This window comes from Streptomyces sp. HUAS 31, assembly GCF_028198125.1.
GTDB lineage: Bacteria > Actinomycetota > Actinomycetes > Streptomycetales > Streptomycetaceae > Streptomyces > Streptomyces chartreusis.
Genome location: NZ_CP116353.1, coordinates 2,823,601 through 2,845,564, shown reverse-complemented (window position 1 = coordinate 2,845,564; position 21,964 = coordinate 2,823,601). Strand labels below are relative to the sequence as shown.

Genomic DNA, 21,964 nt, shown 5'->3' with positions numbered 1-21,964 from the left:
CTGACGTTGCACCTTCCGGGAGCGGCCGGGAGGTGCGACGTGGGTGAACAGGCGCTGTGGACCAGAGCGCGGCTGGGCCGGGACGGCCCGCCCCTGGACCTGCTCACCGCCCGCTTCGACCGGCACGTCTACGCCCCGCACGCCCATGACGAGTTCACCATCGGGGTCTGCGTCGGCGGCAGCGAGATCATCGACTACCGGGGCGGCCACATCCGTCCCGGCCTGGGCTCCATCGTCGTACTGGCACCCGGCGAGATGCACACCGGCGGCCCCGGCGAGTCCGGCGGCTACGCCTACCGCGCCCTGTACGCCGAGCCGTCACTGCTGACCGACGGCACCCTGGGCACCGGCACCCCGCACTTCCACGAGCCCCTCCTCGACGACCCCCAGCTCTCCAACGCCCTGCGCCTCACCCACGCCGAACTCGCCGCCTGCCCCGACCCCCTGGAGGCCGAGTCCCGCATCCCGTGGCTGATGACGGCCCTCACCCGCCGCCACTCCACCGCGCGGGCGACGGACGACACGGTCGCGGGCGCCGACCACATAGCGCGGGCGGTCCGCGACCGCCTCGCCGACGAACTCACGGCCCCGCCCTCCCTCGCATCCCTCGCCACGGACCTCGGCCTCTCCCGCTACCAGCTCCTGCGCGCCTTCCGTACGACGATGGGGATACCGCCGTACGCCTGGCTGGCCCAGCACCGGGTGACCCGGGCCCGCGGTCTGCTGGAGACCGGTCTGCGCCCGGCCGAGGTCGCCGGCCTGGTCGGCTTCGCGGACCAGGCACACCTCACGCGCTGGTTCCGCCGCGTGCTCGGGGTGACCCCGGCGGCGTACCGCAACAGCGTTCAAGACAGCGGACGGTGAGAGGGCCGAAACTCGCCGCATGACTGCACGCGGCTGGTTCCTGTTCGCCCTGATGAGCGTGATCTGGGGCGTCCCCTATCTGATGATCAAGGTGGCGGTGGACGAGGTCTCCCCGTCCATGGTGGTGTTCACGCGCTGCGCGCTGGCCGCAGCCCTCCTGCTCCCCTTCGCGCTCCGCCAGGGCGGCCTGCCCCGGACGATACGGACGCACTGGCGCCCCATGCTGGCCTTCGCGTGCATAGAGATCATCGGCCCCTGGTGGACCCTGACGGACGCCGAACGCCACCTGTCCAGCTCGACGGCGGGCCTGCTGATAGCGGGCGTCCCGATAGTCGGGGTGGTTCTGTCCCGCTTCTTCGGCGCCACGGAACACCTCGGCGTCCGCCGCCTGACCGGCCTGATCCTGGGCCTGGCCGGCGTGGCGACCCTCACCGTCCCGCACCTGACGGGCGGCGACGCCCGCTCCCTGCTGGAGGTCCTGCTGACGGTACTGGGCTACGCGACGGCTCCCCTCATCGCCGCCCGCTACCTCAAGGACATCCCGTCCCTCCACCTCACCGCGGTCTGTCTGACCTTCGCGGGCCTGGTCTACGCCCCCGCGGCGGCCCTGTCCCGCCCGGCGTCACTGCCCTCCGTCGAGGCCCTCACGGCCCTCGCCGCCCTGGGCGTCCTGTGCACGGCGGTCGCCTTCGTGGCCTTCCTGGAACTGATCAAGGAGGTGGGCCCGACGCGGGCGACGGTCTTCACGTACGTCAATCCGGCGGTGGCGGTGGCGGCCGGGGCGATCTTCCTGGACGAGCACCTCACAGCCGGCGTCCTGTCGGCCTTCGCGCTCATCCTGGCGGGCTCGGTGCTGGCTACGAGTGGCGGGACGAAGGGGGGACAGCGCGACGGATCGGGCAGCGCAACAGGTGATGGACCTCGGAAGAACCCTCGCCCGGTACCATGGTCGACACGGCAGACGAGCCGGGCGGACGGCCGCGTGGAGTCCCCTTAGGGGCTTCCCGAGGAACGTCCGGGCTCCACAGGGCAGGGTGGTGGCTAACGGCCACCCGGGGTGACCCGCGGGACAGTGCCACAGAAAGCAGACCGCCGGGGATCTCGGTCCTCGGTAAGGGTGAAACGGTGGTGTAAGAGACCACCAGTGCCCAGGGTGACCTGGGCAGCTAGGTAAACCCCACCTGGAGCAAGGTCAAAAGGAGCGCCGTAAAACGCGCTCTGCGGAGACGTTCGAGGGCTGCCCGCCCGAGTCCCCGGGTAGACCGCACGAGGCCGGTGGCAACACCGGCCCTAGATGGATGGCCGTCTCCCCGGCCGCCGCGAGGCGACCGGGCGACAGAACCCGGCGTACAGCCCGACTCGTCTGCCGCTACCTGCGGTTCTGTCTCGGAACTGCCTCCGGCCTGCCTCGGTGAGCCCCGCGGACGTCACAGCGCGTCGACCCCGCTCACCTTCCACCCCCCGTCCGTGCGAGCCATCGTCATCCGCACCCGGTTCAGATCCACCCGAGCCCCCGAAACCTGTGTGCTCTCGGTGACCTGGTTGATGAAGAGCAGGACCACGACCTTGTCCGGGGAAGCCGATACGACGGAGGCGGCCGGGGTTCCGGTGGCGGGGGCGGCGATCGTGGCCTTTACGACGGCCCGGTACTTCTTGGCCGTCGGGCCGACCACGGCCTTCGTGGTCTTGCCGTACTCGGCGTGGAAGCCGCCGGTCAGGTGGGTGCGGGCGCTCGCGAAGTCCTTGTCCAGGTGGCGGTAGTCGTAGGAGAGGACGACCGGTGCGGCCTTCTGCGCGGCGGTGAGTGCCTGGGTCCGGGCGCTTTCCGTCCGGTGTCCGTCCCGGTACTGCCAGCCCAGTACGGCGGTCGCCACCAAGGCCGCCAGCAGGAGGACGCCGAGCACCAGCGTGAGCAGGCGGCGTCCACGGGGGTGTGCCTCGACCTCGCCCTCGTCCTTTGGCGGCGCGTCCTCCTCGAACGATTCGAGCGACGGCTCCGGCGGGTCCTCCCAGCCGTTCTTCGGGGCCTCGATGAGCACCGTGCGGCCGGCGACGGAGGTCTCCAGCGCCGGTGCGCGGTGGCCGCGCTCCGCTCGCTTGGCCGCGGCACGGGTGGCCGCCGTCATGGTGCGCCGGGTGCGCGGGCCCGGGGTCGTCTTCGGCATGGTCGTACTCCTCTGTGGTGCTTGTCAGCCGAGCTGTGGTGCTTGTCAGCCGAGCTGCGGTGCGGTCAGCCGACGAACTCGACGTCGGACGTCAGCCAGCGCCCGTCCCGGTGGACCAGATCCAGTTGCAGGCGGTACGTGCGCGCCTCTCCCTGGGGAGCAGCCGTGTTGGTCACCTTGCTGTCGGCGACGACCAGGACGCGGGCCGCGGTCTCGGTGGAGCGGACGATGCCTGCCTCCAGGACCTGGCCCTCCGAGACGGACTTGTTCGCCGCTACGAGCCGGGTCAGTTGCTGCGTCTGTGCCGCGAACTGCTTCTTGAAGTCGCCCGTCGCGCCCGCCAGGACGTTCGCGCTGTCGCGGTCGTAGTGGCGGTAGTCGAGCGATGTGAAGTTCAGGGCTGACTGGCGGGCCGCGGCCAGGATGTCCTGGCGGCGCTCGTCCGCTTCGCGTTGCGCGTGGAGGCCGACGGCCAGCCAGATCGTGAGTGCGGTGGTCAGGACCGTCGCGGCGGCGAGTCCTGCCGTCACCGCCCTGGAGCTCCGCCAGTTCTTCATGCCATCGGGCCGACGAGCAGCCATTGCCACGACTCCTTTCCGAACACGGCCTGCTGGCCGCCCTTCGAGCCGATCTCGACGGCCCTTCCGTCCGGGCCGGTGGTGGTACCGGTCTCCGGGTCGTACGGGGTGACGTACGCCGCCTGGTTCGCGCCGCCGTAGGCCGTCGACGCGCCCGGAGCGTTCTGCGCTCCCCGCACCGACGACTCGCTGCCCCGCGGGAGCGTGCAGCGGGCCTGCCTATTCGCCTCGCGCGTGCTCGTGTCGGCAGGGTCGCGGCGGACCGTGCCGTAACCCTTCGTGCAGGCCGGCGGGTCGTCGGCGTTCACCACCAGGCCGAAGTGGGTGGTGCCGTCGCCCGGGACGACCGTGTAGCTGCCCGCCACCATCACCGGGAAGGTGACCAGGGCCTGTTCCACGCCGGGGAGGCGGGCCAAGGTCACCTGGCCGCCGCTGATCAGGTTCGCCAGCAGGACCGACAGCTCAGGGTCCACCGACTTCAGCAGCGAGTTCACCTCCTGCGCCGCCGGTCTCGCGTTGCCGATCAGCCGGCGCAGGTCGCCGTCGCTCGCCTTCAACTGAGCCGTCAGCGCTGCCAGATCGCTCGCGAATGATTTGATCGACGAGCCCTGGTCCGCCTGGGTCTTCAGGACAGTCCGCGAGTCCTCGATCAGCGCGATCGTCTCCGGCAGCGCCTCCGACGCCGACTCGATCAGCACGTTGCCCGAGTCCACCAGACGGCTCAGGTTCGGGCCGGTGCCCGCGAATGCCTTGCCCAACTCGTCGACCGTGACCTGTAGATCCTTCTTCCCCACCGACTTCACCAGGCGGTCCAGGCTGAGGACCAGGTCCGTCGTCGGCAGCGGTACGCGTGTGCTCTCGCGCGGGATCGTGCCGCCGTCCAGCAGATAGGGGCCGTGGGAGGTGCGGGGTTGCAGGTCCACGTACTGTTCGCCCACCGCCGAGCGGTTCGCCACCACGGCGAGGGTGTTCGCCGGGATGTGCGGTGCCCCGTCCTCGATGTCCAGGGCGACCGAGACGCCGTCCGCGCCCGTCAGGTGGAGCGCACCGACCCTGCCCACCGGCACCCCGCGATACGTCACCTCGGCGCCGGGGAAGATCCCGCCGGACTCGGGGAAGTCCGCCCGGACCGTGTAGCCGCGGTCGAGGACCTCGTCCACCAGCCCGGTGTACTCGGCGCCGACGTACGACACCCCTACGGCGGTGATGGTGGCGAAGGCGAGCAACTGGGCCTTGACCGTGCGTGTGATCACGGCTGGACTCCCTTCAGCATCAGCTCGGCCAGTTCGAGGTCGATCCCTTCCGGCCGACCGCCCCCGGTGCCGTGGCCGCCGCCGTACTCGCCGTAGCTGCTGGTGCACACCGGCGGGCACAGCGGGTCGCCGCCGTCGGAAGGGCCCGAGGGGGACGACGGCACGCCCGGTGTGCTCGGGAGCGCGGTGGGTGCCGGGACGGTCGGCGGGCTCGGGAGATCCGGTACGTCCGGGAGGTCCGGGGTCTCCGGAAGCCCGGGTCTCTGGAGCTTCCCGTCGCCACCCCGACCGCCGCCCGGCTTCTCCGTCACGTTGCCGTAGATCCCGGCCAGGTCGAGGTCGGCCGTGATGTGGAGATTGACGTAGTCACCCTTGATGGCGTCCACCGCGTTGCGGGGGAATGGGTAAGTCGTCAGCAATTCAAGCGAGTTGGGTAGGTCGTCGCCCGCCTTGTTGAGTTGTTGCAGGATCGGGCGCAGCTGTCTCAGGTTCGCGACCGTGTCGTCGTGCGACGCGTTGACCACCCTGGTGCCTGTTTTGCCGAGCTTCGACAACGACGTGAGCATGCGCGTCAGGTCCCGCCGCTGGTCGGCCAGGACCTTCAGGGCCGGCGGCATCGCGTCCACAGCCTCGGCGATGGTCCTCTTCTCCCGGCCGAGGCGCTTGGCCAGCCGGTCCACCGCCTTCAGCGCCCGGACGATGTCCTGCTTCTGCTCGTCCAGGCCGCCCAGGAACACGTTCAGCTCCCTCAGCAGGGACCCGACCCGGTTCTCCCGTCCCTCCAGCGCCTTGTTCAGCTCCACGGTGATCGTCTTGAGCTGCGCCACGCCACCGCCGTTGAGCAGTGCGGACAGGGCGGACAGCACCTCCTCGATCTCCGGGTTGCGGCCGCTGCGGGACAGGGGGATCGCGTCGCCGTCCTTGAGGCGTCCGACCGGAGTGGTGTCCGTCGGCCCGGACAGCGCCACGTACTTCTCGCCGAGCATGCTGGTCTGCCGCAGCTCCGCGATCGCGTTGGCGGGCAGCTCTACCGAGTCGGCGACCCGGAGGCGTACGCGGGCGTGCCAGCCGTCCAGCTCCACCTTCTCGACGGCGCCCACGGTGACGTCGTTGACCTTCACCGCCGACTGCGGCACCAGGTCGAGGACGTCACGGAACTCGACGGTGACGTGGTACGCGTCGCCGTCCGAGGCCGCTCCGCCGGGCAGCTGGACGTCGTACCAGCCGTTGAACTCGCAGCCGGACAGGAGCAGCGAGCCGACGGCCGCCCAGGCCGCCACCCCGCCCTTGCGCGGCACTCCCACACGTAGCACGCTCATGCGTCGGCCTCCAGGATTCCGCCGAGGGTGCGGTCGACCGTGCCGGTGACCGCCGGACCCCGCGGGACCTCGGGCAGGGAGTCGAACAACTTCTTCAGCTCCTTGCAGTCCGGGTTCTTTCCGCCCTCGTCCCCGGTCGTCCTGAGCACCGAGCACAGCAGCGAGGCCGGGTCCTGTGCCTGATCGGCGTTGTTGCGGGTGTCGAGGGTGCCGGCCGACGGGTTGTAGGCGTTGTTCAGGTTCGACATGCCGGTCGGCGCGACTTCCAGCAGCTCCTCCAGCGCGGCCCGTTGGGTGACGAGCACCTTGGTGACCTTGCTCAGGCCCGCCACGTTCGAGGTGAGCGACTTCTTGTTCCGCTTCACGAACCCGGACACGTCGCCCAGTGCCGTCCCGAGGTTCCTCAGCGCCGCCGCCAGGTCCTTGCGCTCGCCCGCCAGTTGCTCGGCGACCTTCGCGAGGCTGCTGTTGAACGAGCGCACGCTCTTGTCGTCGGCCGCGAGCGCCGCCGTGAAGACCTGGAGGTTGCGGATCGTGCCGAACAGGTCCGTGCGGCCGTCGGACAGGGTCGTGACCGCCTTCGAGAGGTCCTCGACCGTCCGGTTGAGGTTCTCGCCCTGGCCGTCGAGGTTGTCCGCGCTCACCCCGAGCAGCCGCGACAGGGAGCCGTCCTTGTTGGCACCCTCCGGGCCGAGGGCCTCGGCCGTGCCGTGCAGGCTGTCGAAGACACGGTCCAGCTCCACGGGTACGGCCGTGCGCGACTCGGGGATCTCGTCCCCGTCCCGCAGCACCGGACCGCCCCGGTACACGGGCAGCAGCTGCACATAACGGTCGCTGACCACCGAGGAGTTGATGATCGCCGCCTGCGCCCGCGCCGGAACCTTGCGGCCGGCGTCGTACTCCAGGTCGACCCGCACACGGTCGCCCTCCGGCGTGATCTTCCTGACCTCGCCGATCCGGACGCCCAGCACCCGCACGTCCGAGCCTGGGTAGATGCCGACCGTGCGCGGGAAGTACGCCGTGACGCGGACCGGCTCGGTGCGCGGCCACAGGACGTAGGAGAGCGCGGCGACCAGGGACAGCGCGGTGAGCAGAGCCAGAGGCTTTCTCAGCCTGACAGGGACGTTCACTGCGATCCTCCCGTCCGCGGCACCACGGGAGCGGCGACGAGGTTCTGGACGTAGGAGTCGAACCAGCGGCCGTTGCCGAGGGTGTTGGTGAAGAGGCGGACGTAGGGCGCCAGGAGCTTGATGCTGCGGTCCAGGCTGGACTGATTGCGCTCGAGCATCGTCACCACCTGGTTCAGGCCCTTGAGTGCGGGCCCGATCTCCTTGTCGTTGTCCTGGACCAGGCCGGAGAGCTGGATGCCGAGCGCGGCGGAGCTCTTCAGCAGTTTGTGGATCGCCTCGCGCCGCTTGCTGATCTCCTTGAACAGCTTGTCGCCGTCCTTGACCAGGGCGGTGAAGTCACCGGAGCGGTCGGCGAGTACGTCCGTGACGCCGTTGGCGTGGCCGAGCAGCTCGCGCAGCGCCTTGTCGCGGGAGGCCACCGTCCGGGAGATCCGGGACAGGCCCTTGAGGGACGCCCGTACCTCTTCCGGTGAGTCCTCGAAGGTGGCGGAGATGGTGTCCATGGCCTTCGCCACGCGGTCGGTGTCGATCTTCTCCGATGTCGTGGTGAGGTCGCTGAAGGCCTGCACGACGTCGTAGGCGGGGACCGTGCGCTTCAGTGGTATCTCGCTGCCGGGCGCCAACTGGCCCCTGCCCTCGGGGTGCAGCGCGAGGTATTTCGCGCCGAGGATCGTCCTGACCCGGATGGACGCGCCGGTCTCCCGGCCGAAGCCCGGCTCGCCCTTGATCTTGAAGGTGACCTTGACGTGGTCGCCGTCCAGGTCGACCTCCTCGACCTTGCCGACCTTGACTCCGGCGATCCGCACCTCGTCACCGGGCTTGAGCCCGCCCGCCTCGGCGAAGGCCGCGCTGTACGTCTCGCCGTCGCCGATCAGCGGCAGGCTGTCCGCGTTGAACGCGGCCACGGCCAGCAGCGCGAGGGTGGTGAGGCCGACGGCACCGATGACGACGGGGTTGCGGTCACGGAACGGGATGAGGCGTGGGCGACGGAGCCGCATCCGCGGCAGCCTGGGCGGCTCGACGCGCACCTTGAACAGCGGTTGCGGGCGGGGCCTGCGACGCGGCAGGAGCCGTGCTTTCGGCAGACGTATCCTCGGCAGCTTGGGCGGCTCGACGCGCACCTTGAACAGCGGTTGCGGGCGGGGCCTGCGACGCGGCAGGAGCCGTGCCTTCGGCAGACGTAGCCTCGGCAGCCTCGGCGGCTCCACCCGCACCTTGAACAGCGGCTCGGGACGTTGCTTGCGGCTCATCCCGCGCACCTCGCCCTCGCCACATGCAGTTCGGGTGTCAGTACCTGCTTCGTCTTCGGCAGCACGATCCGCCCGTCGAAGTCACAGAGGTAGAAGTTGAACCACGAGCCGTAGGACGCCGTCCCCGTCAGCTCGTTGAGCTTGTTCGGCAGCCGCTTCAGGACGCCCTCCACGGTCTTCTCGTTGTCGTTCAGCGTTCCGGTGAGCCCGGTCAGCCCGGCGATGTCGTCCTTCAGCGGCGGACGCGCGTCCTTCAGCAGCCCCGAAGTGGCCTCCGTCAGATCGCCGATGTTCACCAGCGACCGCCCGATGGGCTTGCGGTCGGCGGCCAGGCCCGAGACGACCCGGCGCAGCTGCTTGAGGAGGCCGGAGAAGCGGCTGCCCCGCTTGTCCAGCGTCTCCAGCACGGTGTTGAGGTTGTCGATCACCGAGCCGATCAGCTGGTCGCGGTCGGCCAGGGTCGAGGTGAGCGACGCCGTGTGCACGAGGAGGCTGTTGACGGTGCCGCCCTCGCCCTGGAGGGTCTTGATGATCTCGGTGGCGAGCTGGTTGACGTCCTTCGGGCTCAGCGCGGCGAAGAGCGGCTTGAAGCCGTTCAGCAGGGCGTTGAGGTCCAGCGCCGGTTGGGTGCGCGACAGCGGGATCGTCCCGCCGGGCCGCAGCAGCCGGGAGCCGTCGCCCGCGCCCTCGGTCAGCGCGACATAACGCTGCCCGACCAGATTGCGGTACCGGACGACCGCGCCCGTGCTGGCCGGCAGCGGTCGGTCCCGGCCGACGGTGAAGGTGACCTCGGCCAGCGTCCGGTCCTTGATCCGGATGCCCTCGACCTCGCCGACCCGCACCCCTGCCACGCGGATGTCGTCGCCCTCCTCCAGGCCGGTGACGTCACTGAACACGGCGCGATAGCGATGCTCCGGGGTGAGGGAGATGTTCACGATCGTGGCGGCGAGGAGGGCCGTCGCCAGGATGGTCACCAGCGCGAAGACGCTGAACTTGACGAGGGGAGCAGCGGTCTGCCGCGCGCCTGCGGTCCTCATGCCACACTCACCGCCGTCCCACGCGCCAGCGGCCCGAACAGCAGCGTCGCGACCGGCGGCACCTCGTCGGCGGGCACCCCCAGCGCGGGCGCGACGAGTGAGCCGACGGCCCGCTGCTCGGCTCGCGTGGCGGACACGTCGAGCGGGCCGCCCGAGGAGGAACCTCCGGACTTCGAACCGTCGTCGAGGTGGGCACCGGGCGCCGGCACCGGCGGACCCGGCAGATCACGGCAGTCCGGACCCGACCGCTCGCCGTACCGCGGCCCCTCGCCCGGTTCGTACGCGCCCTGCGGCTGCACGACCTCCAGCGTGATGTGCATTTTCCCGCCCCGGAACGCCTCCTCCGAGGCCTTCTCCTGCCGGACCAGACCGGCCAGCAGACACGGGTACTCGGGGGAGTAGCGGGCGAACAGCTCCAGCGTCGGGCGGGAGACCCGGCCGAGGGCGATCAGCCGGTCGCCGTTCGTGTCGAGGAAGTCCTCCGTCGTGCCGGCGACGGTCGCGGTGGTGCGCAATGCCGCCGCCAGCCGGTCCTTTTGCGCGACGATCGTTCGGCTGGTGGTGACGGTGTTGCGCAGGATGTCCATCAGGTCGGGCGCCGCGTCGCCGTAGACCTCGGCGACCTCGGCGAAACGGGCGATGTCCTCGGTGAGGGAGGGCAGGTGGGGGTTGAGGCGGCGCAGGTAGGCCTCCAGGCGTGTGAGGTTGCCGCCGATCCGGTCGCCGCGGCCCTCTAGGGCGGTGGCGAACGCGGAGAGGGTGGCGTTGAGCTTGCCGGGCTGGACTGTTCGCAGCAGGGGCAGCAGGTCGTTCATGAGTTGCTGCACCTCCATGCCGACCCGGGTGCGGTCCTGGGTGATGACGTCACCGGCCCGGATCGGGCGGGCGGACGAAGCGGCGGACGGCACCAGGTCGACGTACTTCTCGCCGAACAGCGTCTTCGGCAGCAGCCGGGCGTGCACGTCCGACGGGATGCCGCCGACGTGCTCCGGCCGGAGCGCGATGTCGAGCGTGGCCTTCGTCCCGTCGGCCCGCACCTCGCGCACCTCGCCGACCAGCACCCCGCGCAGCTTGACGTCGGCCCGCGGATCCAGCTGGTTGCCGAGGCTGTCGGCCTCCAGCGTGATCCGCACGACCGGCGTGAACGCCTGCCGGTACACGGCGACCGACAGGGACAGCAGCAGTGCGAGTACGGCGATGAAGACGACGCCGTACAACCGCAGTCTCAGCACTCTCATCCGGCGGCTCACCCCGCGATCCGTACGGTCGTACTGGCGCCCCAGATCGCGAGCGACAGGAAGAAGTCGAGGACGTTGATCGCCACGATCGAGGTCCGCACCGCACGGCCCACCGCCACGCCGACACCCGCGGGCCCGCCGCTCGCGTAGTAGCCGTAGAAGCAGTGGACGAGGATGATCAGGACGGCGAAGACGAGCACTTTCCCGAAGGACCACAGCACGTCGACCGGTGGCAGGTACTGCTGGAAGTAGTGGTCGTAGGTGCCGGCCGACTGGCCGTAGTAGCCCGTGGTGATGGTGCGGGCGGCCAGGTAGGAGGACAGCAGCCCGATCACGTACAGCGGGATCACCGCGACGAACCCGGCGATCATCCTCGTCGTCACCAGGAACGGCAGCGAGGGCACGCCCATCACTTCGAGCGCGTCGGTCTCCTCGCTGATCCGCATCGCACCCAGCTGGGCCGTGAACCCGGCGCCGACGGTCGCGGACAGCGCGAGCCCGGCCACCAGCGGGGCGATCTCACGGGTGTTGAAGTACGCCGAGAGGAACGCCACGAAGTTGGAGGTGCCGAGCTGGTTGAGGGCCGCGTAGCCCTGGAGGCCGACCTCCGTGCCGGTGAAGAAGGACAGGAAGGCGATCACACCGACCGTGCCGCCCACCACCGCGAGCGCGCCCCGGCCGAAACTCACTTCGGCGAGCAGCCGCAGGATCTCCTTCTTGTAGCGGCGCAGGGTGCGGCCCGTCCACGCCAACGAGCGGCCGTAGAAAGCGAGTTGCGCACCGAGCTCTTCGAGTGAGCGCAACGGGCGTCGGAGAGGTCTCATCGGCTAACCCCTCTGCGGGACGACCTGGAAGTACACCGCGGTCATCACGAAGTTGGTCACGAACAGCAACATGAAGGTGATCACCACCGACTGGTTCACCGCGTCGCCCACACCCTTCGGGCCGCCCTTCGCGGTCAGCCCCTTGTACGAGGCGACGATCGCCGCGATCGCGCCGAAGACGAGCGCCTTGACCTCGGCCGCCCACAGGTCGGAGAGCTGGGCGAGGGTGGTGAAGGAGGCGAGGTAGGCGCCCGGCGTGCCGTTCTGCAGGACGACGTTGAAGAAGTAACCGCCCGCCACACCGACCACCGACACCAGGCCGTTGAGCAGGACCGCCACCAGCATCGACGCCAGTACGCGCGGTACGACCAGCCGGTGGACGGGGTCGATGCCCAGCACCTGCATCGCGTCGATCTCGTCGCGGATCTTCCGCGCCCCGAGGTCCGCACAGATCGCCGTGCCGCCGGCGCCCGCGATGAGCAGCGCGGTGACGATCGGCGAGGCTTCGCGCAGCACGGCGAGCACGGAGGCGGCACCCGAGAAGGACTGCGCGCCCAGCTGCCGCGTCAGGCTGCCGATCTGCAGGGCGATGACCGCGCCGAAGGGAATGGAGACCAGGGCCGTCGGAAGGATCGTCACGCTCGCGATGAACCACGCCTGCTGGATGAACTCCCGGGCCTGGAACGGGCGTCGGGGGACCGTCCGGGCGACGTCCAGCGCCATCGCGAACAGGCTTCCCGAATGCCGCAGCGCTCCGGTCGGTGACAGGCTCATGCGCCGACCACCGTCCTCGGGTGCAGCGCGGCCTCGCGTCGGGCGATCGCCTCCCAGCGGGGTGGCCGGGGGATGCCAGGACCCGGCAGCAGGCGGGGAGTCAGAGCCTTACTGCCGGGGGACTCGGTGTCCTTGGCGGTGTCGCCGAGGGCGGCCAGCTCCTGCTCGACCTGCGCGGCGTCCTTCTCCTCCGCCATGCCGATCGGGCCCTGCATCCGGCCGTTCAGGAACTGCCGTACAACAGGCTCGCTGCTGGTCAGCAGCTCTTCCCGGGGCCCGAACATCACCAGCTCGCGGCGGAACAGCAGCCCGATGTTGTCCGGCACCTGGCGGGCGGAGGCGATGTCGTGCGTGACGATCAGGAAGGTCGCGTCGATCTGGGCGTTGAGGTCGACGATGAGCTGGTTGAGGTAGGCGACGCGGACCGGGTCGAGGCCGGAGTCGGGTTCGTCGAAGAGGATGATCTCCGGATCGAGCACCAGGGCCCGGGCCAGTCCCGCCCGCTTCCGCATCCCGCCGGAGATCTCGCCGGGCAGCTTTCCCTCGGCGCCGATCAGCCCGACCATGTCCATCTTCTCCAGGACGACGCGCCGGATCTCGCTCTCGGACCTACGGGTGTGTTCGCGCAGCGGGAAGGCGATGTTGTCGTACAGGTTCATCGAGCCGAACAGCGCGCCGTCCTGGAACAGCACGCCGAAGAGCTTCCGTACCTCGTACAGGTCGTGCTCGCGGAGCCTGGTGATGTCCCGGCCCTGGATCGTGATCGAGCCCCGCTCCGGCTTCAGCAGGCCCACGAGCGTCTTGAGGAACACCGACTTGCCCGTGCCCGAGGGGCCGAGCATGACCGAGACCTCCCCGGCGGGCAGCGTCAGTGAGACGTCCTGCCAGATGACCTGGTGACCGAAGGACTTGGTCAGCCCTTCCACACAGATCTCGACACCCATCCGGTCCACCCTTCGGCCCCTGGAGCAGCTCTGACATCTGCTCTACGGGGAGAGGCGGGGCGTCCGTCGCTCGGGTCGCGGAGTTTTTTACGGCAGTGGGGTCGCCGTCGGAAGGGGCAGCGAGGCGGACGGCACGGCGGAGGGCTCGACCGGCAGGTCGGGGGTCTCGGGCAGGTCGGAGACCTCGGGCAGTTCCGGCACCTCGGGCACACCTGGCACCTCCGGCGCGGACAGCACCGGCAGCGGGGACACCGAGACCTTCGGCACCGCCACCTCCGGCACCGCCACTTCCGGCAGTGACGGCACGGACAGCGGCCGGAACGATTCTCCCGATGCCGACCCGGCCTCGTCCGGTTCGGCTGCCGAGGCCGTGGGCCGGCTCCCCTGCGGAGTCCTGTGCCCGGCGCCGCTGTCGGGCCGCAACGCCTCCGCACCCGGCGAGGCGACCGCGGGCCGCGGAGCACCGCCCTCACCCCCGCCCCCGTCAACGGTGTGGGGCAGCACGAACCCGGCCACCACCAGCGTCGCCGCCGTCGAAGCCACCGCCACGGCCTGCACCTTGCCACCGCCGCGCGGCCGTCCCCACCCGATCAGGAACACCGCGCACCCGAGCGTCGCGGCCAGCGACTGCCGCAGTGTGCGGCGCGCCCGGGCCAGCAGCGACTCGACGGTCCGGTAGCTCAGCCCCATCCGGACGGCGACCTGGCCGACGTCCAGGTCCTCCGACTTCAGACGCAGCGCCTCGGCCTGCCTGGCGGGCAGCTCACCGCTGCGGACCGCCAGCCATTTCGCCTCGGCCCGGTCGCACACCGCCTCCTCGACGGGCACCGGGCCGGGGGCGATGAGCGTCGGGCTGGTGCGTACCTCGGCCTCCCGGTTCACCTGCCGGTAGCGGTCGACGCACAGCCGCATCGTCACCGTCGTCAGCCACGCCGCGAGCCGCTCGTCGTCCAGGTCGGGGCGCTCGGCGGCCCGCAGCATCGCCTCGTGCACCGCGTCCTCGGCGTCCTCCGCGCTCATCGACCTGCGCCGGGCCACCTTGAGCAGTTGCTCGCGGTGGCCCCACATCTGCTGCCAACGGTCGTCGGAGGCTTCCGTCTCCGCGGACATGTCCGTCGCCATGAGGGCCCCTTCGCTCTCACCCGCCGGTGTCGTCCCGTCCGGCGGGGCGCGACATTACCGCTCGGTATCGGCGGTTGTGGAGGGGGAGGCGGTCATCGAGTCCGCGCCGTTACTGGTCAGCGCCGCGCTGCCGGGCAGCAGGTCGTCGCCGGAAAGCCCGATGTCCGGGGCGGGAAGGGGGAGTTGCGGATTCTCGGTCTCCTCGGGGTCGTCGGCCGGACGCGATGCGGTGTCGGCCGGCGAGGCGGGGGCCGACGGCGTGCGGGTCGGGGAAGCGCTCGTACGGGCGGAAGGAGTCGGCGAGGACTGCTCCGGCTTCGAGGGCGACCGCGACGGAGATGGGTCCGGAGAGGCGCCGGCGGTGGCGTCCGGCACCACGCTGTGCCCGTCCAGGAAGTACGCGTACCAGGCCCTGACCGTGCGCAGATAGGCCGACGAGTGGTTGTAGCCGAGAATCGCCAGGTCCAGCTCGGCGGGGACGGACAGGTCCCTTCCCCGAGCAGGGAGGTGCCCCCATCCCGCGCACAGATAGCGTCCGGCGGCGAGCGCGGCGTCGAAGACGTTGTTCGGATCCGTGCGTCCGTCGTCGTTGCCGTCCGCTCCCCAGCGGGCCCAGGTCGACGGGATGAACTGCATCGGCCCGACCGCGCGGTCGTACACCGTGTCCCCGTCGTGGGCGCCGCCGTCGGTGTCCCGGATCAGTGCGAAGGCGACGCCGTCCAGCCGTGGCCCGAGGATCGGCGTCACGGTCGTACCGTCGCCGGACACCCGGCCGCCCCGCGCCTGCCCGGACTCGACCTGCCCGATCGCCGCCAGCAACTGCCACCGCAGCCGGCAGCCGGGCGTCTCTTGCGCAAGCCGCTGCTCCGCTCGCCGGTAGGCGGCGAACACGCTCGCGGGCACAGCGGCGCCGACCTCCGCCGGGGCCCCGACGCCGTCCCGCTTCGCGGTCCGCAGCGGCGGCAGCTCGGTGCGGTACGGGGTGTCGCCGGACACGCTCGGACCGTGCTGTGCGGGCGGCTGCCCCGCCACCGACGCCGAGACCCGTGCCGGGACGGCCCCCGGCGCCTGTGACGCGGTCAGCGCCACCAGCGCCACGGCCGCGGCCGCCGTACCCCTGGCGGTTCTGACTCCCTGCCCTGCCACTCTCTGTTCCCCTCCCCGCAGACGTCCGCCTGTGTCTGCTCTACGGGGCAGGGCGCCGCGTCCGTCGCACGGCTTGCGGAACATTCCCCTCCGGCGGATTCTGGTTCGTCACCCTTTCTGGCTATTCCTGGAGGCCGGAGTTCCGGGCTTCCTCTACTCAGGAGGAGAGGACCCTGGTCTCTGGAGGCAAGCCGTGGATGACAACCGCCGACTTCCCATCGTCTATGTCCGTGGCTTCGCCGGTGGCACGCGCGGTATCGACAAGGCCGTCGACGACCCCTTCTACGGATTCAACGAGGGCTCGGTCCATGTGCGGGTCGGTGCTCACAACCAACCCCTCTTCCACCAGTTCGAGAGCCCCCTGCTGCGTCTGCTCCGGGAGGAGGGATACGAGCTGCTCGTGAAGGGGGACCAGGCCGCCTACCTCGCTCAGCACGCCGAGATTCCCGCCAACACGATCTGGATCCACCGGTTCTACGACCGTTCTGCCACCACCTGGGGCGGCAGCCCGCAGGAGTACCGGCTGGAGAACGCCGCCGTCGACCTGCTGGACCTGGTCGACCGGCTCCGGGAGAAGACCGGCGCGCCGGCCGTGTACCTCGTGGCGCACTCGATGGGCGGGCTCATCTGCCGGTGCCTGCTGCAGAAGGTCCTGCCCGACCGGGGGCGCGCCGCCGACGACTGTGTCGCGAAGTTCTTCACCTACGGCACCCCGCACGGCGGCATCACCTTCGACCTCGGCGGCGGGCTGCTGGAGCGGATGCGGGACCGGATCGGCATCCAGGGCGCGGACATCTTCGGGCCCCGGCGGATGTACGAGTTCCTCACCCCCCAGGCGCAGACGGACCCCGACGGGCCGCCCGACGGCTGGGACGCCCGCCCCATGCCCACGGGGCCGGGGACCCTGCCGCTGGAGCGCGTCTTCTGTCTCGTCGGCACCAACCCGACGGACTACGACGTCGCCCTCGGTCTGTCGTCCGCCGCCGTCGGACCGCACAGCGACGGACTCGTGCAGATCGAGCGCGCGTACGTGCCGGGCGCCCAGCGGGCCTACGTCCATCGCAGTCACAGCGGGCGCTACGGCATGGTCAACTCCGAGGAGGGCTACCAGAACCTGCGGCGCTTCCTGTTCGGGGACACCCGGGTCGAGGCCTCGCTCGTCGGCCACCGGCTGTCCGGCGACGACGACCTGGTCTGGCAGGCCGAGACCCGGCTCTCGGTGCGCGGGCTGCCCGTCCCGATGCACGAACGGTTCGCGGCCCACTGGAGCCCGATCCAGCTCGACCCGCCCCCGGACGGGCAGGAGGCGGCGGTGCCGCTGGCGACCACGTTCCTCAACAGCGGTCTGCGGGCCGCCGAGGGCGAGCCCATGCGGTTCAGCCTCGATCTACGGTTGATCTCCCTGCGCGAGACGGGCGGCATCCTGAACCTCTTCGACCATCTGGAACAGTCCGCCGACTTCGCCGACACGCTGGTCATCGACGTGGGCACACCCGAGGGCGATCCCGAAGTCGAGGGGATCCGGGCCGCCTGGAACTCGGAGATCGAGGGCGCCATCCGCGACCACAGCGCTGCCGCGACGCCCCGCGCCGACGAGGACCCCGCCCCCGGCCGCTGGGTCGCCCACATCCCACTGCCCGCCATCGCCGCCTCACTCGTCGGCCCGGACGCCAGGGTCCGGCTCGTCGCCACGCCTTGGACGTGAGCCGGTGCCGAGGCCACGCGCCCCGGACGTGAGCCGGTGCCACGACCACGCGTCCGGAGCCGCGCCCCGGACGTGAGCCGGTGCCGAGACCTCGCCCCCGGACCGGAGCCCGGTGGCCGGACCCGATCGGCGTTTACTTGCCTCAGGCAACCCGCAGGTAGAGTGACCGCATGCCGAAGCCGCCGTCGACCGACGCGGTCCCGGCGATACCGGATGTCCTGCTCGTCGTAGGTGAGCCACGCACCTCCGAGCCGCTCTCCGCGCTGCTGGAGCTGGCCGGCTACCGGACCGTCGTGGTCGATCGGGCCACCCATGCCGGCCCCCTGCTCACCGAGCGCCGCTTCGATCTGGTCATCCTCGACGTGACCCTCCCGGACACCGCCGCCCTCAGACACAGCCGACGTCTCCTCGCCCCCGACCGTCCCGCCGTCCTGCTGCTCACCGGGACCGGCGAGTTCCTCGGCAGCCTGCCCGGTGGCGGAGCAGGCCCTGGAAGGGGCGGTGGACCCGGACCCGGCACTGGCGGGCAGCCGGCAGCGTCCGGGCGGGTCGCCGAAGTCCTCGCACGCGCCCGGCAGTTGGTGGGCAGCCAGCAGCCCGCCGGATGGGACGGCGCCCTCCGCTACGGCGACCTCGTGCTCGACGACGCCACCCGCCGGGCCCGCCGCGGCGAGCGCACCATCGAGCTCACGCCCGCCGAGTACCGGCTGCTGCGCTGCCTGCTGGTCAACGCCGACCGCGTGCTGTCCAAGGAGCAGATCGGCCGGCACGTCTGGACCGATCCGCCGACCGACAGCGCCATCGAGCGGCTGGTCTCGCGGTTGCGCCGCAAGGTCAACGGCGAGCAGTCGGCCCTCATCCACACCCGACGCGGCTTCGGCTACTGGCTCGGCGGAACCGTCCAGCCGTAGCGCCACCGGGTCATGGAGCCAACAGCTCTGTGTGCCGTGGCTCACATCGACCGGGTGTCCGGGATATGTCTGGGAGCTGTCAGCCCGATTCGCTTCACTGACCCCGACCTCCTGCTTCCCCTGTCCCGGCCCGCTCCGGCGGCGTCGGCCCCCCCCCACGACCGAGGAGACCGCACCCATGGAGCTGGACTTCGACCCCGACGCCCTGCGCGCCAAGTACCGTGCCGAGCGCGAGCGCCGGATCCGGCCCGACGGCAGCAAGCAGTACCAGCGAATCGCCGGTGACTTCAGTACGTACGGTCACGACCCGTACGCCGACGCCGAGTTCACCCGCGAGCCCCTGCGCGACCGGGTAGAGGCGCTGGTCGTCGGTGGTGGGTTCGGCGGGCTGCTCGCCGGGGCGCGGCTGCGGCAGGCCGGTGTGCGGGAGATCCGGGTCGTGGAGAAGGGCGGGGACTTCGGCGGTACCTGGTACTGGAACCGCTACCCGGGCATCCACTGCGACATCGAGTCGTACATCTATCTGCCGCTGCTCGAAGAGCTCGGCTACGTCCCGAAGTGGAAGTACGCGCCCGGCGAGGAGATCCGCGAGCACGCGCGGGCCGTCGCCCGCCACTTCGGCCTCTACGACGACGCCTGCTTCCAGACCCAGGTCACCGAACTCCTTTGGGACGATGGGGAATCGGAGTGGGTCGTCGCCACCGACCGCGGTGACCGGATGCGGGCCCGGTACGTCGTCGTCTCCAGCGGCACCCTCAGCGAGGCCAAACTCCCCGGCATCCCCGGCATCGAGACCTTCCGCGGGCACACCTTCCACACCAGCCGCTGGGACTACGACTACACCGGCGGCGACGCCGACGGGGGCCTGCACCGACTCGCCGACAAGCATGTCGCCGTCATCGGCACCGGCGCCACCGCCATCCAGGTCGTGCCGCACCTCGGGGCGGACGCGGCGCACGTGTACGTCTTCCAGCGGACCCCGTCCTCCGTCGACGTACGCGGCAACCGGCCCACCGACCCGGAATGGGCCGAGTCCCTGAAACCCGGCTGGCAGCGGCGTCGGCGGGACAACTTCCTGAGAGTCGTCACCGGCGTCCGCGCGACGGAGGACCTGGTGGACGACGCCTGGACGTCCACCGCCCGGCTCCAGGAGAAGCTCATCCCGACCAACGCCTACGCGGACATGCCGTCCGAGGAACGCGAACTCGCCTACGAGATCGCCGACTTCCAGAAGATGAACGAGCTGCGGGCCCGCGTCGAGGCCATGGTCGAGGACCCGGAGACCGCCGAGCGGCTCAAGCCCTGGTACCGATACATGTGCAAGCGGCCCACGTTCAGCGACAACTACCTCCAGACCTTCAACCGGCCCAACGTCACCCTCGTCGACACCGCCGACACCCACGGCGTGGAGCGGATCACCGAGAACGCCGTCGTGGTCGGCGGGGCCCGGTACGAGGTCGACTGCATCGTCTTCGCGACCGGCTTCGAGGTCGGTGTCTCGGGCGTGCTGTCCGGGCGGCTGCCGGTGTACGGCCGGGGCGGCGCCGATCTGCTGCGGACCTGGATGAGCGGCGGCCCGCGGACCCTGCACGGGTTCTACAGCGAGGGCTTCCCCAACCTCTTCCACCTCGGCCCGCTCCAGAACGCCTCCGCCGTGAACTACGTCCACATCCTCGACGAGCAGGCCACCCACGTCGCCGAGGTCGTCGGGGAGGCCCGCAGGCGCCGGATCCGGTGCGTCGAGCCGACCGCCGAGGCGCAGGACGCCTGGGTTGCGACGATCCGCCGCAAGGCCGCCGACCTGCACAGGTTCCAGGCCGAGTGCACGCCCGGCTACTACAACAACGAGGGCCGGCCGAGAGAGCGCAGCGAGTCGTACGGCGACGGCCCGGTCGCCTTCCACGAACTGCTGCGGCGCTGGCGCGAGGAGGGCGGCATGCGCGAGGTCCTGACGGAGGGCGGCGAGGCATGAGCAGATATGGCAACCAGCGTGTCGACAGCGTCCGTTGGGCGCCGCGGCGGCTCAATCCGCCCAACCCGCTGTGGGGTTCCAACGGCGTCGCGTTCGGGCCCGACGGGCGGCTGTACGTCGCCCAGTTCCTCGCCGGGCAGATCAGCGCCGTCGACCCGGCCACGGGGGACGTCGAGGTGGTCGTACCGATGGACGGTCCCGTCCGGTCCCCGGACGATCTCGCCTTCGGCGCGGACGGCTCGATGTACATCGCCGACCTGGTACCGGGGCGGGTGTGGCGGCGGAGCCCGGCGGGGGAGTACACGCTGGTCTCCGGCGATGTGGCCAACCCCAACGGCATCACCTGCGTGGGCGACCGGCTGTTCGTGAACGAGATGAAGCCCGACGGCCGGCTGATGGAACTCTTCCCCCACGGCGGCGACCCGCGGATGCTGACGGAGGGACTCGCGCTCGGCAACGCCATGCAGCTCGGTCCCGACGGCCACCTCTACTACCCGCACATGATGAGCGGCCCGAACCCCCTGCTCACCGGCCAGGTCTGGCGGATCCCGCCGGACGGGGGAGTGCCCGAGGTCGTCGCGGACGACGTCCATCAGCCGGTCGCCGTGCGGTTCGACCGGGGCGGGGTGCTGCACGTGCTCTCCCGTGGCCCCGAGGGCATCGTCACCCGGATCGACCTGCACGGCAGCGGCTCGCGGACCCTGGTCACCAGCGGGGTCGTGGGCCTGGACAACGCGGCCTTCGACGCCGAGAACCGCATGTTTGTCTCCAGCTACGCCAGCGGCGGCGTCACCGAGATGCACCCCGACGGGCGCACCCGCGAGATCGTGCCGCGGGGCCTGGACGGGCCGTACGGCGTGACCGTCGACCTGGGCGGACGGGTGTACGCCGCCGACCACTACCGCGTCGCGAGCCCCGAGCCCTCGCGGGAGGGCGGGGTGACCACCCTGTCCCTGCTGCACTTCTCGCACGGCATCGCCGGCGACGGCGAACTGCTGCACCTCACCTCGCAGTTCGGGCAGGTCCAGACGTACGACCCGCGGGACGGGACCCTGCGCGAGCGGGCCGGCGGGCTGCGACGTCCGCTCGGCATCGCGGTCGCGCCGGACGGCTCGCTCGTCGTCGCCGAGTCGGGCGCCGGGCGGGTGGTGGCCGTCTGCGAGGACGACGCGATCCGCGTCCTGGCGGACGGGCTCGACCGGCCCGCGGATGTCGCGTTCGACGGCGAGGGGCGCTGCTATGTGAGCGACGAGGGGGCCGGCGCCGTACTGCGGATCGAGACGGACGCGCCGCCGACCGTCGTCGCGGACGGGCTCGACGCTCCGCAGGGCCTCGCGGTGCTGGGGGAGGAGCTGTTCACGGTGGAGACGGGGCGGCGCAGGCTGTGTGCGGTGTCGCTGGTGACGGGGGAGACGCGCAGCGACGCGGAGGACCTGCCGGTCGGGGCGCCGCCGGGGGTGGTGCCGGGTCCGGAACCCGCGCTGTTCGCGCACGGGATGCCGGGGATGGCGCGGCGGTTCGCGGGGCTGGCGGTCACGCCGGAAGGGGGACTACTGCTGTCGGGGAACGGGGAAGGGACGGTGTTGGATCTGACTCCGGTCGAGCGGTCATGAGCGATCTGCGGGCCGGTGCGGGCTCGCTGCGCAGTTCCCCGCGGCCCTAAGGCATTGTTTTGCTCAGGTTCGAATCTGCCGGGGGCACCATGTCTGATCAGGCAGAACGAGGAACGAAG

The 21,964-nt window shown here is 71.0% G+C and carries 18 protein-coding genes, 1 other RNA gene and 1 pseudogene; 7 read left to right on the top strand and 13 right to left on the bottom strand.

Features of this window, described 5'->3' with window-relative positions; translation table 11 throughout:
* Positions 1 to 39: 39 nt before the first annotated feature.
* The 3 genes and pseudogenes from PGH47_RS12540 (at position 40) to rnpB (ending at position 2,230) form a co-directional block, all read left to right on the top strand.
* On the top strand, positions 40 to 864 hold the full coding sequence (locus tag PGH47_RS12540) for an AraC family transcriptional regulator (RefSeq protein WP_126900585.1): 825 nt from the start codon (positions 40 to 42) through the stop codon (positions 862 to 864).
* A gap of 19 nt (positions 865 to 883) precedes the next feature.
* A pseudogene (locus PGH47_RS43235) lies at positions 884 to 1,663 on the top strand (DMT family transporter); the annotation flags it as partial.
* A gap of 163 nt (positions 1,664 to 1,826) precedes the next feature.
* Positions 1,827 to 2,230, top strand: an RNA gene (rnpB, locus tag PGH47_RS12535) — RNase P RNA component class A.
* Positions 2,231 to 2,291: 61 nt separating this feature from the next.
* On the opposite strand, the gene PGH47_RS12530 is transcribed toward rnpB, so the two are convergent.
* From PGH47_RS12530 to PGH47_RS12470, 13 genes are all read right to left on the bottom strand, one after another.
* On the bottom strand, positions 2,292 to 3,029 hold the full coding sequence (locus tag PGH47_RS12530) for a hypothetical protein (protein WP_271663488.1): 738 nt from the start codon (positions 3,027 to 3,029) through the stop codon (positions 2,292 to 2,294).
* 65 nt (positions 3,030 to 3,094) lie between these two features.
* Positions 3,095 to 3,610 (bottom strand): hypothetical protein, encoded by a 516-nt coding sequence (locus PGH47_RS12525; protein ID WP_271663487.1) that lies wholly within the window; start codon positions 3,608 to 3,610, stop codon positions 3,095 to 3,097.
* Positions 3,583 to 4,860: an MCE family protein gene (locus tag PGH47_RS12520; RefSeq protein WP_271663486.1), complete on the bottom strand. Its 1,278-nt coding sequence runs from the start codon at positions 4,858 to 4,860 to the stop codon at positions 3,583 to 3,585. The genes PGH47_RS12525 and PGH47_RS12520 overlap by 28 nt, the downstream gene beginning before the upstream one ends.
* On the bottom strand, positions 4,857 to 6,179 hold the full coding sequence (locus PGH47_RS12515) for an MCE family protein (protein ID WP_271663485.1): 1,323 nt from the start codon (positions 6,177 to 6,179) through the stop codon (positions 4,857 to 4,859). The genes PGH47_RS12520 and PGH47_RS12515 overlap by 4 nt, the downstream gene beginning before the upstream one ends.
* Positions 6,176 to 7,279 (bottom strand): MCE family protein, encoded by a 1,104-nt coding sequence (locus PGH47_RS12510; protein ID WP_443048610.1) that lies wholly within the window; start codon positions 7,277 to 7,279, stop codon positions 6,176 to 6,178. The genes PGH47_RS12515 and PGH47_RS12510 overlap by 4 nt, the downstream gene beginning before the upstream one ends.
* A gap of 26 nt (positions 7,280 to 7,305) precedes the next feature.
* Positions 7,306 to 8,307 carry an MCE family protein gene (locus PGH47_RS12505; protein ID WP_271668039.1) on the bottom strand — a complete coding sequence of 334 codons (1,002 nt, stop codon included), beginning with the start codon at positions 8,305 to 8,307 and terminating at the stop codon, positions 7,306 to 7,308.
* A gap of 248 nt (positions 8,308 to 8,555) precedes the next feature.
* Positions 8,556 to 9,596 (bottom strand): MCE family protein, encoded by a 1,041-nt coding sequence (locus PGH47_RS12500; RefSeq protein ID WP_271663484.1) that lies wholly within the window; start codon positions 9,594 to 9,596, stop codon positions 8,556 to 8,558.
* Complete coding sequence (locus PGH47_RS12495) at positions 9,593 to 10,834, bottom strand: MCE family protein (RefSeq protein WP_271663483.1); 1,242 nt, start codon at positions 10,832 to 10,834, stop codon at positions 9,593 to 9,595. Before PGH47_RS12495 ends, PGH47_RS12500 begins: the two co-directional genes overlap by 4 nt.
* Before the next feature lie 8 nt (positions 10,835 to 10,842).
* Positions 10,843 to 11,658, bottom strand: a complete 816-nt coding sequence (locus tag PGH47_RS12490) for an MlaE family ABC transporter permease (protein WP_125528628.1) — start codon at positions 11,656 to 11,658, stop codon at positions 10,843 to 10,845.
* A 3-nt stretch (positions 11,659 to 11,661) separates the two neighbouring features.
* On the bottom strand, positions 11,662 to 12,432 hold the full coding sequence (locus tag PGH47_RS12485) for an MlaE family ABC transporter permease (RefSeq protein WP_125528629.1): 771 nt from the start codon (positions 12,430 to 12,432) through the stop codon (positions 11,662 to 11,664).
* The gene (locus tag PGH47_RS12480; RefSeq protein ID WP_271663482.1) at positions 12,429 to 13,376 is read right to left on the bottom strand and encodes an ABC transporter ATP-binding protein; all 948 of its coding nucleotides are present in this window, start codon (positions 13,374 to 13,376) and stop codon (positions 12,429 to 12,431) included. Before PGH47_RS12480 ends, PGH47_RS12485 begins: the two co-directional genes overlap by 4 nt.
* Before the next feature lie 87 nt (positions 13,377 to 13,463).
* On the bottom strand, positions 13,464 to 14,498 hold the full coding sequence (locus PGH47_RS12475; protein ID WP_271663481.1) for a sigma-70 family RNA polymerase sigma factor: 1,035 nt from the start codon (positions 14,496 to 14,498) through the stop codon (positions 13,464 to 13,466).
* Between the two features lie 54 nt (positions 14,499 to 14,552).
* Positions 14,553 to 15,644: a lytic transglycosylase domain-containing protein gene (locus tag PGH47_RS12470; RefSeq protein WP_271663480.1), complete on the bottom strand. Its 1,092-nt coding sequence runs from the start codon at positions 15,642 to 15,644 to the stop codon at positions 14,553 to 14,555.
* 193 nt (positions 15,645 to 15,837) lie between these two features.
* Between PGH47_RS12470 and PGH47_RS12465 the strand changes: the two genes are divergently transcribed.
* From PGH47_RS12465 to PGH47_RS12450, 4 genes are all read left to right on the top strand, one after another.
* Positions 15,838 to 17,349, top strand: a complete 1,512-nt coding sequence (locus PGH47_RS12465) for an esterase/lipase family protein (RefSeq protein WP_271663479.1) — start codon at positions 15,838 to 15,840, stop codon at positions 17,347 to 17,349.
* 170 nt (positions 17,350 to 17,519) lie between these two features.
* Complete coding sequence (locus tag PGH47_RS12460) at positions 17,520 to 18,260, top strand: response regulator transcription factor (RefSeq protein WP_271663478.1); 741 nt, start codon at positions 17,520 to 17,522, stop codon at positions 18,258 to 18,260.
* Between the two features lie 178 nt (positions 18,261 to 18,438).
* Positions 18,439 to 20,232 (top strand): flavin-containing monooxygenase, encoded by a 1,794-nt coding sequence (locus tag PGH47_RS12455; RefSeq protein WP_271663477.1) that lies wholly within the window; start codon positions 18,439 to 18,441, stop codon positions 20,230 to 20,232.
* A complete protein-coding gene (locus PGH47_RS12450; protein ID WP_271663476.1) occupies positions 20,229 to 21,845 on the top strand; it encodes a hypothetical protein in 1,617 nt (538 codons plus the stop codon). The genes PGH47_RS12455 and PGH47_RS12450 overlap by 4 nt, the downstream gene beginning before the upstream one ends.
* Positions 21,846 to 21,964 lie beyond the last annotated feature (119 nt).

Bases quoted from the DNA above. Each gene is read 5' to 3' on its own strand.
- PGH47_RS12455 (WP_271663477.1), top strand. From the start codon at position 18,439: ATGGAGCTGGACTTCGACCCCGACGCCCTGCGCGCCAAGTACCGTGCC.
- PGH47_RS12515 (WP_271663485.1), bottom strand. From the start codon at position 6,179: ATGAGCGTGCTACGTGTGGGAGTGCCGCGCAAGGGCGGGGTGGCGGCC.
- PGH47_RS12485 (WP_125528629.1), bottom strand. From the start codon at position 12,432: ATGAGCCTGTCACCGACCGGAGCGCTGCGGCATTCGGGAAGCCTGTTC.
- PGH47_RS12530 (WP_271663488.1), bottom strand. From the start codon at position 3,029: ATGCCGAAGACGACCCCGGGCCCGCGCACCCGGCGCACCATGACGGCG.
- PGH47_RS12525 (WP_271663487.1), bottom strand. From the start codon at position 3,610: ATGGCTGCTCGTCGGCCCGATGGCATGAAGAACTGGCGGAGCTCCAGG.
- PGH47_RS12490 (WP_125528628.1), bottom strand. From the start codon at position 11,658: ATGAGACCTCTCCGACGCCCGTTGCGCTCACTCGAAGAGCTCGGTGCG.
- PGH47_RS12495 (WP_271663483.1), bottom strand. From the start codon at position 10,834: ATGAGAGTGCTGAGACTGCGGTTGTACGGCGTCGTCTTCATCGCCGTA.
- PGH47_RS12460 (WP_271663478.1), top strand. From the start codon at position 17,520: ATGCCGAAGCCGCCGTCGACCGACGCGGTCCCGGCGATACCGGATGTC.
- PGH47_RS12475 (WP_271663481.1), bottom strand. From the start codon at position 14,498: ATGGCGACGGACATGTCCGCGGAGACGGAAGCCTCCGACGACCGTTGG.
- PGH47_RS12505 (WP_271668039.1), bottom strand. From the start codon at position 8,307: ATGCGGCTCCGTCGCCCACGCCTCATCCCGTTCCGTGACCGCAACCCC.
- PGH47_RS12500 (WP_271663484.1), bottom strand. From the start codon at position 9,596: ATGAGGACCGCAGGCGCGCGGCAGACCGCTGCTCCCCTCGTCAAGTTC.
- PGH47_RS12480 (WP_271663482.1), bottom strand. From the start codon at position 13,376: ATGGGTGTCGAGATCTGTGTGGAAGGGCTGACCAAGTCCTTCGGTCAC.
- PGH47_RS12450 (WP_271663476.1), top strand. From the start codon at position 20,229: ATGAGCAGATATGGCAACCAGCGTGTCGACAGCGTCCGTTGGGCGCCG.